Genomic DNA, 13,813 nt, shown 5'->3' with positions numbered 1-13,813 from the left:
GAGGTTTACATCATGGGCCTTTCGGACGAACCGACGGATCCGCACGACGCTCAGCGTGGCCGGCTCGTTTCGGTTCGCCCGGGAGGGCTGCGCCGACGGACCGCACCGGTGATCGATCCGGCCGTGTTCGTCCCGACGGCCCTGATCGTGGTGTCGATCGTCGTCTGGGGGCTGCTCGCACCGGACAATTTCGCCGCCGTGACGGGGGCGGTACTGGACTGGCTGGTGGTCAACCTGGGGTGGCTGTTCGTGCTCACCGCGTCGGGTTTCGTGGTCTTCTCGATCTGGCTGGCCCTGAGCCGGTTCGGACGGATCCCGCTCGGCAAGGACGACGAGGTGCCGGAGTTCCGCACCGTCAGCTGGATTGCGATGATGTTCAGCGCCGGTATGGGCATCGGCCTGATGTTCTTCGGTGTCGCCGAGCCCCTGGCCCATTTCGTGACCCCGCCGCCGGGCACAGCCGGGGGCGTGGGACCGGCGATGGCGACGACGATGTTCCACTGGAGCCTGCACCCGTGGTCGATCTATGCCGTGGTGGGTCTGGCCATCGCCTACGGCACCTACCGCAAGGGGCGTAAGCAGCTGATCAGTTCCGCCTTCCTGCCGCTGCTCGGCCGCCGCGCCGAGGGACCCGCCGGGAAGGTCATCGACATCCTCGCCCTGTTCGCCACGCTGTTCGGCACTGCTGCCTCGCTCGGCCTCGGGGCCCTGCAGATCGGGTCCGGCTTCGCGGTGACCGGTTGGCTCGAGGAGACGGGGGTGCTGCTGCTCGTGGCGATCATCGCGCTGCTCACAGCAGCCTTCGTCGCCTCCGCGGTGTCCGGTGTGGCTCGTGGCATCCAGTGGCTGTCCAACATCAACATGGTGCTCGCGCTCGCGCTCGCCGCGTTCGTCTTCGTGGTCGGTCCCACCGTGCTGATCCTGAATCTCGTACCCACCACTCTCGGCGCCTATGCCGCCGATCTGGCCCGCATGTCCGCTCGTACCGCGGCGTCGAGCCCCGAGGTCGCCGAGTGGCTCTCCGCGTGGACCGTCTTCTACTGGGCATGGTGGATCTCGTGGACGCCGTTCGTCGGGATGTTCCTGGCCCGCATCAGCCGTGGCCGCACGGTCCGCCAGTTCGTCGTAGGGGTCATCGTCGTTCCCAGCACGGTGAGCCTGGTGTGGTTCGCGGTGTTCGGTGGTGCGGCCATCGGCGAGCAGCGCGACGGCCTCGGCCTGGCCGACGTCGGCACGACCGAGGCGCAGTTGTTCGGCATGCTCGACAATCTGCCGCTGTTCACGATCTCGGCCGCCGTCGTGATGGTGCTCGTGGCCATCTTCTTCGTCTCGGGGGCCGACGCCGCATCGATCGTGATGGGCACCCTGTCCCAGCGCGGCACACTCTCCCCGCACCGTCGGGTCGTGGTGTTCTGGGGCGTGCTCACCGGCGGCGTCGCCGCCCTGCTCCTGTGGACGGGCGGTGCCGATGCCCTCACCGCCTTGCAGACCATGACGATCATCGCGGCGGCGCCGTTCGTGCTCGTCATGGTGGGTCTGTGCGTGTCCTTGTACCGGGACCTGTCGCGGGACCCACTGGTGTCCCCACGCGGTCGGCGGTTGCTGCGCCGCGCCGAGTACCGGTCCCCGGCGCGGCGCGGAGAAGAACGGACTTCGAATGAGTAGTGCCGTGCCGGCGCGGATCGCGTTCGCGGTCGAGGCCATGGACCCGCAGCCGGGCAGCGACGTGCTCGAGATCGGCTGCGGTGGGGGTGTCGCCGTCGCGCTCGTGTGCGAGCGGCTGCGCCGCCGCGGCCGGGTCGTCGGGGTGGACCGCTCGGCCACGCAGATCGATCGGGCTCGTCGCCGCAACCGGGACGGAGTCGACGCCGGGCTCGCCGAACTGCGCGTCGGCGAATTCCCCGGCGTCGACCTGCCGGGATCGTTCGACCTGGTCTTCGCCGTCAACGTCCCCGGTTTCCGCAGCGAGGACCCGGCCGCGCCGACGGCCGTCGCATCGCTGCTGCGACCCGCCGGCGAGTTGTGGGTGTTCGACGAACCGCCGCCCGGCCTCGCCCTCGGACCGGTGTCCATGCGGATCAGCGCGCTGCTCTCGCGCTGCGGCTACGCGATCGTCGACATCGTCGAGCGCGAGCGGACCGTCGGCGTGCGGGCCGCGCCGCCGGACGTCACCGCCAGCTCGGCAGCCACAGCTGCTGCTGCCACGTCTCCACGGTGATCGGCGCTGCGGTGAGGATCGGCCACAGCCACACGAAGTTCGCCACCACCAGGCCGACGTAGAGGCACACGACCAGCAGGCCGGTCGAGCGTCGCTCGGCCGAGGCCCGCGGCGAGCCGAGGACGTCGCCGAGCACCAGCGCCAGCCCCATGACCAGGAAGGGCGCGAGCGGGACCGCGTAGAAGTAGTACATCTGCCGGTCGAGCGTCGCGAACCACGGCAGCAACGTCGCCGTGTAACCGGTGAGCACCGCGGCCCACCGCCAGTCCCGCCGCACCAGCAGCTGCCACCCACCCCACGCGAGCATCGGCAGCGCCAGCCACCACATCGCCGGGGTGCCCACCAGCATGACCGCCTTGACGCACTGCTCGCCGCCGCACCCACGGATCTGCTCGCCGTCGGCGAAGTAGTACAGCATCGGGCGCAACCCCATCGGCCACGTCCACGGCTTGGACTCCCAGGGATGCAGGTTGCCGGCCGAGTTCGTCAGCCCCGAGTGGAACTCGAGCACGGAGGCGCTGTAATACCACAGCGACCGCAGGGCGTCCGGCACGAATGCGAACGCCCCGTCCGTGCCGATCTGACGACCCACCGCGTGCCGGTACACCCCGGTCTCGCCGGCGAACCACGCCCAGAACGTCGCCAGGTACACCCCGAGCGGCACCACCACCAGCGCGTACAGCGCCGGACCGACGTCGCGCAGCCCGGTGCCGAGCCACGGCCGTTGCACGCCGTAGGCCCGGCGGGCGGCGACGTCGAACGCCACCGACATCAGCCCGAAGAAGGCGATCAGATACAGCCCCGACCACTTGGTGCCCACCGCCAGACCCAGCAGCACGCCGGCTCCGAACCGCCACCACCGCACGCCCAGCCGGGGACCCCACACCGTGTCGGCGATGCGTCCCTCGGCGTGCACGCGCGCCATGCGTTCCCGCATCTCGTCCCGGTCGACGATCAGGCACCCGAACGCGGCGACCGCGAACAGCGCCAGGAAGATGTCCAGCATCCCGAGGCGCGACGAGACGAACGTGACGCCGTCGGCGATCAGCAGGATCCCCGCCAGGCCGCCGAGCAGGGTCGAGCGGGTCAGCCGCCGCACGATCCGCACCACCAGCAGGACCAGCAGCGTCCCGGCGACGGCGGCGGAGAACCGCCACCCCCACCCGTTGTAACCGAACAGCGCCTCGCCGAGCGCGATGAGCTGCTTGCCCACGGGCGGGTGCACGACGAGGCCGTACCCGGGGTTGTCCTCGATCCCGCCGCCGGTGAGCACCTGCCAGCCCTGCGGGGCGTAGTGCTTCTCGTCGAACACCGGCGTCTTCGCGTCGGTGGGGTAGTGCAGCATCGTGAACCGGGTGATCGCCGCGATCGCGGTGACGAACAGCGTCACCACCCAGCCCCGGCCGCGGTCGACCGGACCGAAATCCGGTGCGGGCACCGTCGGGCCCGGGCTGTTCATCCGGCGGCGGTCCGATGCCACGGCAGGGCGCTCGTCCGTCACGGTCACGCCCCGATCGTAGGCTGAGACGCATGCAGGCAGACAATCCGGGACAGGGCCGGCTCGTGCTCGCCGCCACCCCCATGGGCGACATCGGCGACGCCTCGAAACGGCTCCGCGACGCGCTCGGCAGCGCCGACGTCGTCGCGGCCGAGGACACCCGTCGTACCAGGGCGCTCGCCGCCGCGCTGGGGGTCACCGTCACCGGACGGGTGGTCAGCTTCTACGACCAGGTGGAGGCCGCCCGGACGCCGGCGTTGGTCGCCGACGTCGAGGCCGGCAAGACGGTGCTGCTGGTCACCGACGCCGGCATGCCGTCCGTCAGCGACCCCGGCTACCGCCTGGTGTCGGCGTGCGTCGCGGCCGGGCTGCCCGTCACGTGCCTGCCCGGCCCGTCCGCGGTGACCACCGCACTCGCGCTGTCCGCGCTGCCGGTCGAGCGGTTCTGCTTCGAAGGCTTCCCACCGCGCAAGGCCGGCGCCCGTCGCGCCTGGCTGCAGACCCTCGCCGCCGAGCCGCGCGCGGTGGTGTTCTTCGAGGCCCCGCATCGCCTCGCCGCGTGCCTCGCCGACGCCGTCGACGTGCTCGGCGGGCAGCGGCGCGCCGCGGTGTGCCGGGAGCTGACCAAGACCTACGAGGAGGTGCGTCGCGGCACGCTCGCCGAGCTGGCGCGGTGGGCGGCCGACGGGGCGCGCGGCGAGATCACCGTCGTGCTCGAGGGCGCGTCGGCGCAGATCGCGGAGCCGGCCGAGCTGGTCGACGAGGTGGAACGGCTGGTGTCGGACGGGGTGCGGCTGAAGGACGCGTGCGCGCAGGTGGCGACGTCCGGGGTGTCCAAACGCGAGCTGTACGACGCGGTACTGGCCGCGCGGCAGGACGAGCCGTCGTCGTAGACTCTGCCCCTTACCGCGCAGCAGGAGGTACGGATGGAGTCGGTGAACGAATTCCTCGTCGAGGTCGCGTCGGTGGTGTGGGGGCCGTACTTGCTCATACCGCTGCTGCTGGGCACCGGCGTGATCCTGACGGTGCGGCTGCGGGGCGTGCAGTTCCGCAAGCTGTGGCCGGCCCTGCGGCTCGGGCTGATCATCCGCAAGGACCCGGACGCCACCGAGGGTGACATCTCCCAGTACCAGGCGCTGACGACCGCGCTGGCCGCCACCGTGGGCGTCGGCAACATCGCCGGTGTCGCCACTGCCATCTACTTCGGCGGCCCGGGCGCCCTGTTCTGGATGTGGGTCACCGGTCTCGTCGGCATGGCCAGCAAGTATTCGGAGGCGTTCCTCGGCGTCAAGTACCGCGTCACCGACGCCAAGGGCGAGCAGTCCGGCGGCCCGCAGTACTACCTGGCCCGCGCCATCCCCAACAAGTTCGGCCTGGCGCTGAGCCTGATGTTCGCGGTGTTCGCCGTGCTCGCCAGCTTCGGCATCGGCAACATGACGCAGGCCAACACCGTCGCCACCCAGATGGACTCCACCTTCGGGGTGCCCACCTGGTTGTCCGGCATAGTCATGACGGTGCTCGCCGCCGCGGTGCTGCTCGGCGGCATCAAGTCCATCGGCAAGGTCACCGCCGGGTTCGTGCCCGCGATGATCCTGCTGTACGTCGGCGCCGGGATCATCGTCCTCGCGGTCAACATCACCGATATCCCGCAGGCGTTCGCCCTGGTGTTCTCCGACGCATTCACCGGAACCGCCGCGACCGGCGGCTTCATCGGCTCGGTGTTCATGATCGCCCTGCGCTACGGCGTGGCCCGCGGCATCTTCTCCAACGAGTCCGGCATGGGCAGCGCCGCAATCGCCGCCGCCGCGGCGCAGACCACCCATCCGGTGCGGCAGGGCCTCGTGTCGATGACCCAGACGTTCATCGACACGATCATCGTCGTGACCTTCACGGGCATGGTCATCATCACCACCGGCGCCTGGAAGTCCGGCGAGCAGGGCGCGGCAATGACCTCGCTCGCCTTCTCGGACGGCCTCGGCGGCGACTGGGGCAGCTGGATCGTCACGATCTCCGTGGTGTTCTTCGCCTTCTCGACGATCCTCGGGTGGTCGTACTACGGCGACCGCTGCGTCGAACGCCTCGTCGGCCGGGGCGGCGTCCTCCCGTACCGGGCGATCTTCGTGCTCGTCGTCTACGTCGGCGCCACCACCGAGCTCGAGGTGGTGTGGAACTTCTCCGATGTGATGAACGGGCTGATGGCACTGCCCAACCTGGTGGGCCTGCTCGTCCTCTCGGGTCTCATCGCCCGCGAGACGAAGGAGTACCTCGCCCGCGATCCGTACCTGCTCGGCGAGAAGGGCAGCAGCACGCCGGCCCGGTAGGCGCGGCCGGCCGTCGCTACGGCGCGGCCGAGGAGAGCGCGACGATCAGCAACACGGCGACGGCCACGATCAGGGCCGCGACCAACGTGGGCGGAACGCCGTTGACGATCCGGTCGACGAGCTTGTACACGATCCCTCGGTTCGGGTCGCGCGCTGCCTTCCCTCCGCCTCGGGCGGAACCACCCCTCGTCGGGTTCCGGCCGGTGCGGAGGTGCAGCGCGTCGCGGGGTCTTCCCGCTCGGGAACAACTCTGTCGGGTATATCCGGGGCGACCAACCGGTTCGCGTGCCGCTCGCGATATCATCCCAGGTCAGGGCTGGTGAGGAGTTTTTCCGCAGCGGACGATCCGGGCTCTCGAGGGGTGCGGAGCAGGGAGGATGCGGGAGATGGAACCGGCGGACGAGCGAACCGAGGCTGAGCCGCGGCAGGTGTTCGCCGACCAGCTCCGGATTCTGTTCGCGGCGGCGGGGCGTCCCGCACTCAAGAAGGTCTCCTCCGAGGCGGCGGCCGTCGCCCGCGCCGTGGGCAGCGATCGCACCGTGTCGGTGCAGCGGCTCAGCGACTGGCGATCCGGCGCCCGGGTGCCCGCCACCTTCGAGGCGATCCGTCCGGTCCTGGTCGTCCTGATCCGCGCCGCCCGGGCCCTGCACGCCCAGCCGCCGGCACCCGGCCTCTACTCGATAAAGCGGTGGGAACGGTGGTGGGAACTCGCCCGGGGACCAGCCGGGCGGGCCCGGGCGGAGACGTCCGAGGCGCCCGCCGCGACGCCGCCCACCGGTGTGCGGCCCTACCGGGGACTCGAGGCGTACCGCGAGCGCGACGCGCAGCTGTTCTTCGGCCGGAGCCGGAGTGTGCGCGAGCTCGTCGAGACCGTCGTCGCCGCCCACGGGCACGGCATCGTCGTGGTGACCGGCGCCTCCGGCGTCGGCAAGTCCTCGCTCGTGCAGGCCGGCCTCATCCCGGAACTGTGCCGCGACGGCCGCTGGCGGCCGGTGGTCCTGACTCCGGGGCGGCACCCCGTGGCGCAGCTCGTCGAGTGCATACCCGAACTCGCCGACATCTCGGACGCGGACGAGCCCTCCGCCGTCGCGCGGCTGCGCGCCGCCGCCGGCCGTCAGGGCAGCTCGGGCCTGCTGATCGTCGTCGACCAGATCGAGGAGCTGTTCACCCACTGCGAGGACCCGGCCGAACGCTCGGCGTTCCTGGCGCTCCTCGAGCGGGCCGCGACCGTGGGCGACGGCGACACCCCGATCGCGGTGGTGGCCACGCTGCGGTCGGACTTCTACGACCGGGCCGTGACGTATCCCGTGCTGGCGCGGGCGCTGGAGCGGCACAGCAAGACGGTCCAGCCCCTGACCCGCGACGATCTGGTGGAGGTGATCTCCGCACCGGCGCGGCTGCTCGGCCTGCGGTTCGAGCCGGGGCTGGTGGAGCTGATCCTGCACGACCTCGGCGTGCTGACCGCCGACGACGTCGGCGGGGCGGAGCTGCCGCTGCTGTCCCACCTGCTCGACACCCTGTGGGAACGCCGGCGTGGCGGCCACCTGACCGTGGCCGGCTACGGTGCCACCGGCGGGGTGCGCGGATCGATCGCCGCCAGCGCGGAACGCGCGTGGGAGGAGCTCGACGACCGTGGCCGCCGCCTCGCTCGCGCGATGCTCGTGCACCTGGTCTATGTGACCGACACCGGCACCGACGTGAAGATCCGGCGTCCGCTGGACCGGTTGCTCGCCGTCGCCGGAGACGACGTCGACGCGGGGCGCCGGGTGGTCGACCACTTCGTCACCGCTCGCGTCCTCGTCGTCGACGCCGGCAGCGTCGAGCTGCTGCACGACGCCGTGATCGACGCCTGGCCGCGCTTGAAGTCCTGGATCCAGGCGGACCGCTCGTACGCGGCGCTGTGCCAGCAGATCGAGGCGGACGCCGCCGGGTGGGTCGAGGGACGCCGGCACGCGGACCTGCTCTACCAGCGCGGCCGGATGGACCTCGTCGCCGAGCACGAGGCCGGGGACCTCGCGGGGCGGACGCGGCCCGTCGGCGTCGAGGCCGCGCTGAGCCCGACCGCGGTGGACTTCCTCCGGGAATCGCGGCGGCAGATCCGCCGGCGGACCCGCATCCGCAACGGCGCGATCGCCGCCCTCGTGCTGTCCACGATCGTCGCGGTGGTGATGGGGACGCTGGCCTGGGCCGGCAAGAACCGCGCGGAGGCCGAGCGCAGTGCCGCCCAGTTCCAGCAGGTCGTCGCGCTCGCCGACTCCATGCGCGAGAAGGACCCGTCGACCGCGGCCCAGCTGGCGCTCGCGGCGTGGCAGCTGAAGCCGGACAGCGAGGTCGCGTACTCGCGGCTCGTCGCGACCGAGCAGATGCCGCTGGCGCTGCCTCTCGAAGGCCACAGCGGTCCCGTCTACGGGGTGGCGATCGCGCCGGACGGCACGACCCTCGCCTCGGCCAGCGACGACGGCAGCGTTCGCTTGTGGGACCTGTCGGACCGGACCGCCCCGCGGCCGCTCGGAGCGCTGGTGTCGGGCGAGCCCGAGTATCTGGCATCGGTTTCGTTCAGCCCGGACGGCACCCTGCTCGCGGCGGGTGGGGCGACGGGCGCGGTGTGGATCTGGGACGTCACGGATCGCGACCGGCCGGTCGCCCTGCTCACCGCCGAGGTGCTCGTGCCGGAGGTCATCCACAACGTGCGGTTCAGCCCGGACGGCCGGTTGCTCGCCGTGCCGTACGACAACGGGTCGGTGGTGCTCGTCGACACGAGCGAACCCCGGACGCGGGGATTTCCCCGCACCGTCCTGCCCGCGCACGGGGCGGCCGTGCGGACCGTGGCGTTCCACCCCGGCGGCACCGTGCTGGCCACGTCGAGCGACGATCGCTCGGTGCGGTTGTGGGACCTGACCGACCAGGCCGCCGCGCCGCTCGGCGAGCCGCTGACCGGTTTCCGCGACGTGGCGCATTCCGTCGCGTTCGCCCCCGACGGCCGGACCCTCGCGGTCAGCAGCGACGACGGCGTCCTCACGCTGTTCGACACCGCCGAGCCCGGGGCGGTACGGCCGGCCGGCCCGCCCGTGCAGGCGCACACCGGTGGGGTGTGGACCGTGGCGTTCGCGCCCGACGGCCGCACCCTGGCGAGCGCGTCGTGGGACGGGACCGCGAAGCTGTGGTCGATCGACCCGGCGACGCGAGCGGTCGACGAGATGCGGCCGGCCCTCGCCGGCAACGGCGGCGGCGTCCCGGCGCTCGCGTTCACCCCCGACGGTGCCGCGCTGGTCACCGGCGGTCACGACGGCACCATCCGGGTCTGGACGCTGCCGCGCGGACGCGTCCCGGTCGCGGATTCCGCCCTGACCCTCCCGGCGATCGACCGCACCGGCTCGCTTGTCGCGACCGGGGGCTACAACGCCACCGTGCCGCTGTGGCGGATCGGCCCCGACGGGCGCTGGTCGCCGCTCGGTGCCGTGAACCGCCCGCGACCGCTGGGGGGTGCGGTGACGACCGCCCTGTCTCCCTCCGCCAGCACACTGGCCACGGCCTCGACGACGGACGGCGAGATCCACCTGTGGGACGTCCGGGACCCCACCGTTCCGCGGCTCTGGGCGAACCCGATCGTCACCGAGACCCGGTTCACGTCCGAACTCGCATTCGGTCCCGACGGCACCACCCTCGTCACGGGAGACGACGACCACTCCCTCGTGCTGTGGGACGTGTCGGATCCGGCGCGTCCGGCGCCGTGGGGCGCCCCGCTCGGGGGCCCCACCAACCTGATCCGGGCGGCGGCGTTCGCGCCGGACGGCCGGCACCTGGTGGTGGCGAGCGCGGACGGCTCGCTCTACGCCTGGAACGTCGCCGATCCCGCGGCCCCGGTCCCGGTGCCGGTGTCGGACGGCCATGCCACCGGCGTCAACGCCCTCGCGTTCAGCGCCGACGGCAACGTCCTCGCCACCGGCGGCGACGACCACACGGTCCGCGTGTGGGACCGCGGACCCGACGGGTCGTTCACCGTCCGCCCCGAGGCGCTGCGCGGGCACACCGGCACCGTCTATTCGGTGTCGGTGACGCCGAACGGCCACGAGGTGGTCAGCGGCGGCGACGACGGCACGGTGCGCCTGTGGCACGTCGGCGACCCGGAGGACATGCACCCGGTGGGCGGCCCGATCACCGACGTCGGCGTCGGCCGGTGGCAGGTGGGCTTCCTGCCGGGCAGCAACGCCGTGATCGCGGCGGGTGGCGACGGGATGGTGCGCACGTGGGGCCTGGACGTCGAGTCGATCATCGCGCGGATCTGCGCGGCGACGACGGGCCGGATCACCGCATCGCTGCCGCAGTCCGATCTGCCGGTGGCCGGCCGGACGGTGTGCGGGGGCTGAGCGCCAGGATGCTGGCGGCCTTGTCGAGGCACTCCTGCCATTCGGCGTCCGGATCGGAATCGATGGTGATGCCACCGCCGACGCCGAGACCACACGACCCCGGCGTGCCCGCGTCCCCGCCGCCGAACTCGACGGTGCGGATCGCCACGTTGAGCTCCAGCCCGGCGAGCGGGCTGGCCATGCCCACGGTGCCGCAGTACACGCCCCGCGGCTGCGGCTCCCAGACCCGCAGGAACTCCCGCGCCCGGAGCTTGGGACAGCCGGTCACCGAGGCCGGCGGGAACGCGGCCCCGAGCAACCGCGCGGTGTCCACACCGGCCCGCAGCGTGGCCGCGACGGTGGACACCAGGTGCCAGACTCCGGGGGCCCGATGCACCCCGAGCAGATCCGGCACGGTGACGGTTCCGGTCTCGGCCACGCGTCCGAGGTCGTTGCGCACGAGGTCCACGATCATCACGTTCTCCGCGACGTCCTTGACGGACGCGCGCAGCCGGGCCGGATCCGCGCCGATCGGGAGCGTGCCCTTGATCGGGCTCGACGTCACCCGGTCGTCGTGGCGGGCGAGGAACAACTCCGGCGACAGCGACGCGACCGCCCCCCACCCGCCTGCGACGTAGGCGGCCCGGGCCGGCGCGGTGCGCTCGATCCCGTCGGCGAAGAAGTGCAGCGGGCTGCCCGACCAGGCGCCGGTGAAGCGAGTGCACACGCACGCCTGATAGACCTCGCCGGCCCGGATCGCGTCGAGGCACTGCCGCACGCCGCGGCGATGGGCGCCGCGGTCCGGCGCGGTCCAGTCGATATGCCACGGCGCCCGCCCGGAAGCCTCGGGCGCCTCGCGGACGGCGGCGGCGAGCCCGGCCGGGCACGGCGCGTCGGTGAGGCTCTCATACCACCAGCAGCCGTCGTGGTCGAGTCGCAGCACGGTGTCCGCCCACCCCCCGGCCGCGCGAGGCAACGCCGGGTGGGCGGGGGCTCGGTCCGGGTACGCCAGGTAGCCGATCCACCCCCCGCCGACGACCGGCCCGTCGTCGCGGGTGCGCAGGGACGGGCCCTCGCGCAGGACGAACGCGTCGGAAGGCGGGGTGGCGACGGCCTCGACGTGGGGCGCGAGGACCGCCGCCGCGCCGAACCACGTGCCGGTCAGTGCGGCCGGCGGGGGCGCTCCCGCCGCCTCGGCGCGGGCGCCCAGCACCCGCAGCACCTGCGCCGGGCCACCCCCGGCGCCGAGCCGTTCCATCCGCATGAGCACAGCCTCCCACGGGATGCCGGAACGGGCCGAATCACACCGGGCGTTCAGTGGACCGGCGGCATCACCCTGTCCGCCGCGCCGAGCTTGTCCGGGTTCCGCACCACATACAGGCCCGTGACCAGGCCCGCGTCCGTCTCGATCATCATCACGAGGTCGAGCCGCTCGGCCGAGTACACCGCCAGCGCGGGCAGACCGTTGAACGACGCGAACTCGAAGCGCATGTCGGGCAGGGGCCTGCGCCCCAGGTTCCGCAACAGCCGCGCGACCTTCTTCGCCCCGGACACCGGAACCCGTGCGGCCGTCGCCTTGCCCCCGCCGTCGGCGACGTAGACCACCTCCGGGGACAGCACCTTCATCAGCGCCTCCACGTCGCCGGTGCCGGCGGCGGCGAGCAGTTCCTCGACCACCCGGCGGGTCTCCGCGCCGGACGCCGTGTACCGCTTGCGCCGCGCGTGCACGTGGCTTCGGGCGCGGTGGGCGATCTGCCGCACCGTCGCCTCCGGCCTGCCGACCGCCGCCGCGATCTGGGCGTGGTCGAATCCGAACACCTCGCGCAGCACGAACACCGCCCGTTCGAGCGGGCCGAGTGTCTCGAGCACCAGCATCATCGCCATCGACACCGACTCCGCGAGCAGGACGTCCTCGGCGGCATCCGGCGCCGTGCGTACCGGCTCGGGCAGCCACGGCCCGACGTAGTCCTCCCGGCGACGCTGCGCGGTGCGCAGCGCGTTCAGCGCCTGCCGGGTGACCACGCGGCTCAGATACGCCCGGGGGTTGGCGACCTCGTCGAGGTCCACCTCGGCCCACCGCAGGTAGCTGTCCTGCAGGATGTCCTCGCTGTCGGCGACGCTGCCGGTGATCTCGTACGCGATGCCGAACAGCAGGCCGCGGTGCCGGGTGAACAGCTCGTCGTGCGTCATCGCGGCGCCGCGATCGGATCGTGCGCAGCGGCCGGTCCCTTCGGGAAGGGATAGCCGTGCCCCCGTGCCTGCCGGCGCAGTGTCCACACCGTTCCGCGCACCACCATCTCCTTGCCGAATGCGCCCAACGTACCGCGCAGGGCGCCGCCGCGGGCCGTGTCGTCCGGGCGGGTGCGCTGCACGACGCCGGAGGCCCGGCCCAGCGAGATGCACTGCGCCACGAAACCGAGCGACAGCGGCTGCGGCTCCAGGCCCGCCAGCAGCGCCCATGCCGTGTCGGCGCCGTGCGCGCCGAGCGGCAGCGCCGCCTGGCAGCTCATCCGGATGTGATCCTGGCCGTCGACGGTCACGGCGTCGCCCACCCCCACGACGTTGGCTGCGCCCGTGCTCCGCAGGGTGGCGTCGACGCGGAGCCGACCGGTCCCGTCGACCGGCAACCCGCTCCGCCGGGCCAGGTCGGGCACCGTGAAGCCGCCCGCCCAGATCGTGAGTTCCGCGGGCACCGCTTCGCCGTCGGCGAGCAGCACCTCCCGCCCGGTGACCGCGACGACCCGGCCCGGCCGCACCCGGACACCGAGCCGTCGCAGCCGTGCGGCGACGAACCGCCGGGTGGCGCCGGGCAGGTGTGCGACGGGGTCCCCGACGAGGGTGCAGGTCAGGTGGGGATGCGCCTCGGCGATCTCGGCGGCCGATTCGACGCCGGTGAGCCCGCCGCCGACGACCACCACGCCGGCACCGTCGCCGAGCCTGTCGAGCGCGGCGGCCGTGTCCATGGCGCGTTCGAACTCGGCCGGCGAGTGCAGCCGGTCGGCGCCCGGGATCGCGGGCACGCCGGCGCCGCTGCCGACGGCGTAGATCGCCACGTCGAACGGCAGCGCCGTCCCGTCGGCGAGCAGCACACGATCCGCACCGATCTGCACCGCGGTGCCGAGGTGCACGACCGCCGCCGGGTGCAGCACCTCGGCGAGGTCGTGCGCGGCCGCACCGGATCCGGCCGCGAGCTGGTGCAGCCGCACCCTCTCGACGAACACCGGTCGCGGGTTGACGACCGTCACCGATACCTCCGGATGCGCGGCGAGCATGCGGTTCGCTGCCATCACGCCCGCGTACCCGGCCCCGAGCACCACCACGTCGGTTGCCATCCTGACCACCCCTTCTGCTGTCGACGATTTCGCGGTCGTGCATGGGACACCGGCCGGCCCGCGAATGTGACAGGGTGCGGCGTGGCAGTGCTCACACG

Annotated in this window: 9 protein-coding genes; 5 read left to right on the top strand and 4 right to left on the bottom strand. The window is 72.7% G+C overall.

Annotated features, from left to right (window positions below; translation table 11 throughout):
• Nucleotides 1-12 precede the first annotated feature (12 nt).
• Complete coding sequence (locus OCS65_RS21885) at nucleotides 13-1,665, top strand: BCCT family transporter (protein ID WP_139310951.1); 1,653 nt, start codon at nucleotides 13-15, stop codon at nucleotides 1,663-1,665.
• Nucleotides 1,658-2,218, top strand: coding sequence for an SAM-dependent methyltransferase (locus OCS65_RS21880; protein ID WP_029542063.1), 561 nt, complete (start codon nucleotides 1,658-1,660; stop codon nucleotides 2,216-2,218). Before OCS65_RS21885 ends, OCS65_RS21880 begins: the two co-directional genes overlap by 8 nt.
• On the opposite strand, the gene OCS65_RS21875 is transcribed toward OCS65_RS21880, so the two are convergent.
• Nucleotides 2,169-3,677 carry a dolichyl-phosphate-mannose--protein mannosyltransferase gene (locus OCS65_RS21875; protein WP_170914054.1) on the bottom strand — a complete coding sequence of 503 codons (1,509 nt, stop codon included), beginning with the start codon at nucleotides 3,675-3,677 and terminating at the stop codon, nucleotides 2,169-2,171. The two genes, OCS65_RS21880 and OCS65_RS21875, sit on opposite strands and share 50 nt — an antisense overlap.
• Nucleotides 3,678-3,748: 71 nt before the next feature.
• On the opposite strand from OCS65_RS21875, the gene rsmI reads away from it, so the two are divergent.
• The 3 genes from rsmI (at nucleotide 3,749) to OCS65_RS21860 (ending at nucleotide 10,404) form a co-directional block, all read left to right on the top strand.
• Nucleotides 3,749-4,609, top strand: coding sequence for a 16S rRNA (cytidine(1402)-2'-O)-methyltransferase (gene rsmI / locus OCS65_RS21870; RefSeq protein ID WP_006944930.1), 861 nt, complete (start codon nucleotides 3,749-3,751; stop codon nucleotides 4,607-4,609).
• Nucleotides 4,610-4,642: 33 nt separating this feature from the next.
• Entirely contained in the window at nucleotides 4,643-6,037 is a 1,395-nt protein-coding gene (locus OCS65_RS21865; RefSeq protein ID WP_006944928.1) for an alanine/glycine:cation symporter family protein, read from the top strand.
• 386 nt (nucleotides 6,038-6,423) lie between these two features.
• Nucleotides 6,424-10,404 (top strand): WD40 repeat domain-containing protein, encoded by a 3,981-nt coding sequence (locus OCS65_RS21860; protein ID WP_263507596.1) that lies wholly within the window; start codon nucleotides 6,424-6,426, stop codon nucleotides 10,402-10,404.
• Here the strand turns inward: OCS65_RS21860 and OCS65_RS21855 are convergent.
• Genes OCS65_RS21855 through OCS65_RS21845 form a run of 3 tightly spaced genes read right to left on the bottom strand, consistent with a single transcriptional unit; the run spans nucleotide 10,343 to nucleotide 13,715 of the window.
• Complete coding sequence (locus tag OCS65_RS21855; RefSeq protein WP_065922885.1) at nucleotides 10,343-11,647, bottom strand: aminodeoxychorismate synthase component I; 1,305 nt, start codon at nucleotides 11,645-11,647, stop codon at nucleotides 10,343-10,345. The genes OCS65_RS21860 and OCS65_RS21855 overlap by 62 nt on opposite strands.
• 50 nt (nucleotides 11,648-11,697) lie before the next feature.
• Nucleotides 11,698-12,573, bottom strand: coding sequence for an RNA polymerase sigma-70 factor (locus OCS65_RS21850; protein ID WP_006944922.1), 876 nt, complete (start codon nucleotides 12,571-12,573; stop codon nucleotides 11,698-11,700).
• On the bottom strand, nucleotides 12,570-13,715 hold the full coding sequence (locus tag OCS65_RS21845; protein ID WP_174824796.1) for an FAD-dependent oxidoreductase: 1,146 nt from the start codon (nucleotides 13,713-13,715) through the stop codon (nucleotides 12,570-12,572). Before OCS65_RS21845 ends, OCS65_RS21850 begins: the two co-directional genes overlap by 4 nt.
• Nucleotides 13,716-13,813 lie beyond the last annotated feature (98 nt).

Source organism: Rhodococcus aetherivorans, assembly GCF_025722975.1.
Taxonomy (GTDB): Bacteria; Actinomycetota; Actinomycetes; order Mycobacteriales; family Mycobacteriaceae; genus Rhodococcus; species Rhodococcus aetherivorans.
This window is presented reverse-complemented; position numbering and strand designations above follow the sequence as displayed.

Bases quoted from the DNA above. Each gene is read 5' to 3' on its own strand.
- OCS65_RS21885 (WP_139310951.1), top strand. From the start codon at position 13: ATGGGCCTTTCGGACGAACCGACGGATCCGCACGACGCTCAGCGTGGC.
- OCS65_RS21860 (WP_263507596.1), top strand. From the start codon at position 6,424: ATGGAACCGGCGGACGAGCGAACCGAGGCTGAGCCGCGGCAGGTGTTC.
- OCS65_RS21880 (WP_029542063.1), top strand. From the start codon at position 1,658: ATGAGTAGTGCCGTGCCGGCGCGGATCGCGTTCGCGGTCGAGGCCATG.
- OCS65_RS21845 (WP_174824796.1), bottom strand. From the start codon at position 13,715: ATGGCAACCGACGTGGTGGTGCTCGGGGCCGGGTACGCGGGCGTGATG.
- OCS65_RS21875 (WP_170914054.1), bottom strand. From the start codon at position 3,677: ATGAACAGCCCGGGCCCGACGGTGCCCGCACCGGATTTCGGTCCGGTC.
- OCS65_RS21865 (WP_006944928.1), top strand. From the start codon at position 4,643: ATGGAGTCGGTGAACGAATTCCTCGTCGAGGTCGCGTCGGTGGTGTGG.
- rsmI (WP_006944930.1), top strand. From the start codon at position 3,749: ATGCAGGCAGACAATCCGGGACAGGGCCGGCTCGTGCTCGCCGCCACC.
- OCS65_RS21855 (WP_065922885.1), bottom strand. From the start codon at position 11,647: ATGCGGATGGAACGGCTCGGCGCCGGGGGTGGCCCGGCGCAGGTGCTG.
- OCS65_RS21850 (WP_006944922.1), bottom strand. From the start codon at position 12,573: ATGACGCACGACGAGCTGTTCACCCGGCACCGCGGCCTGCTGTTCGGC.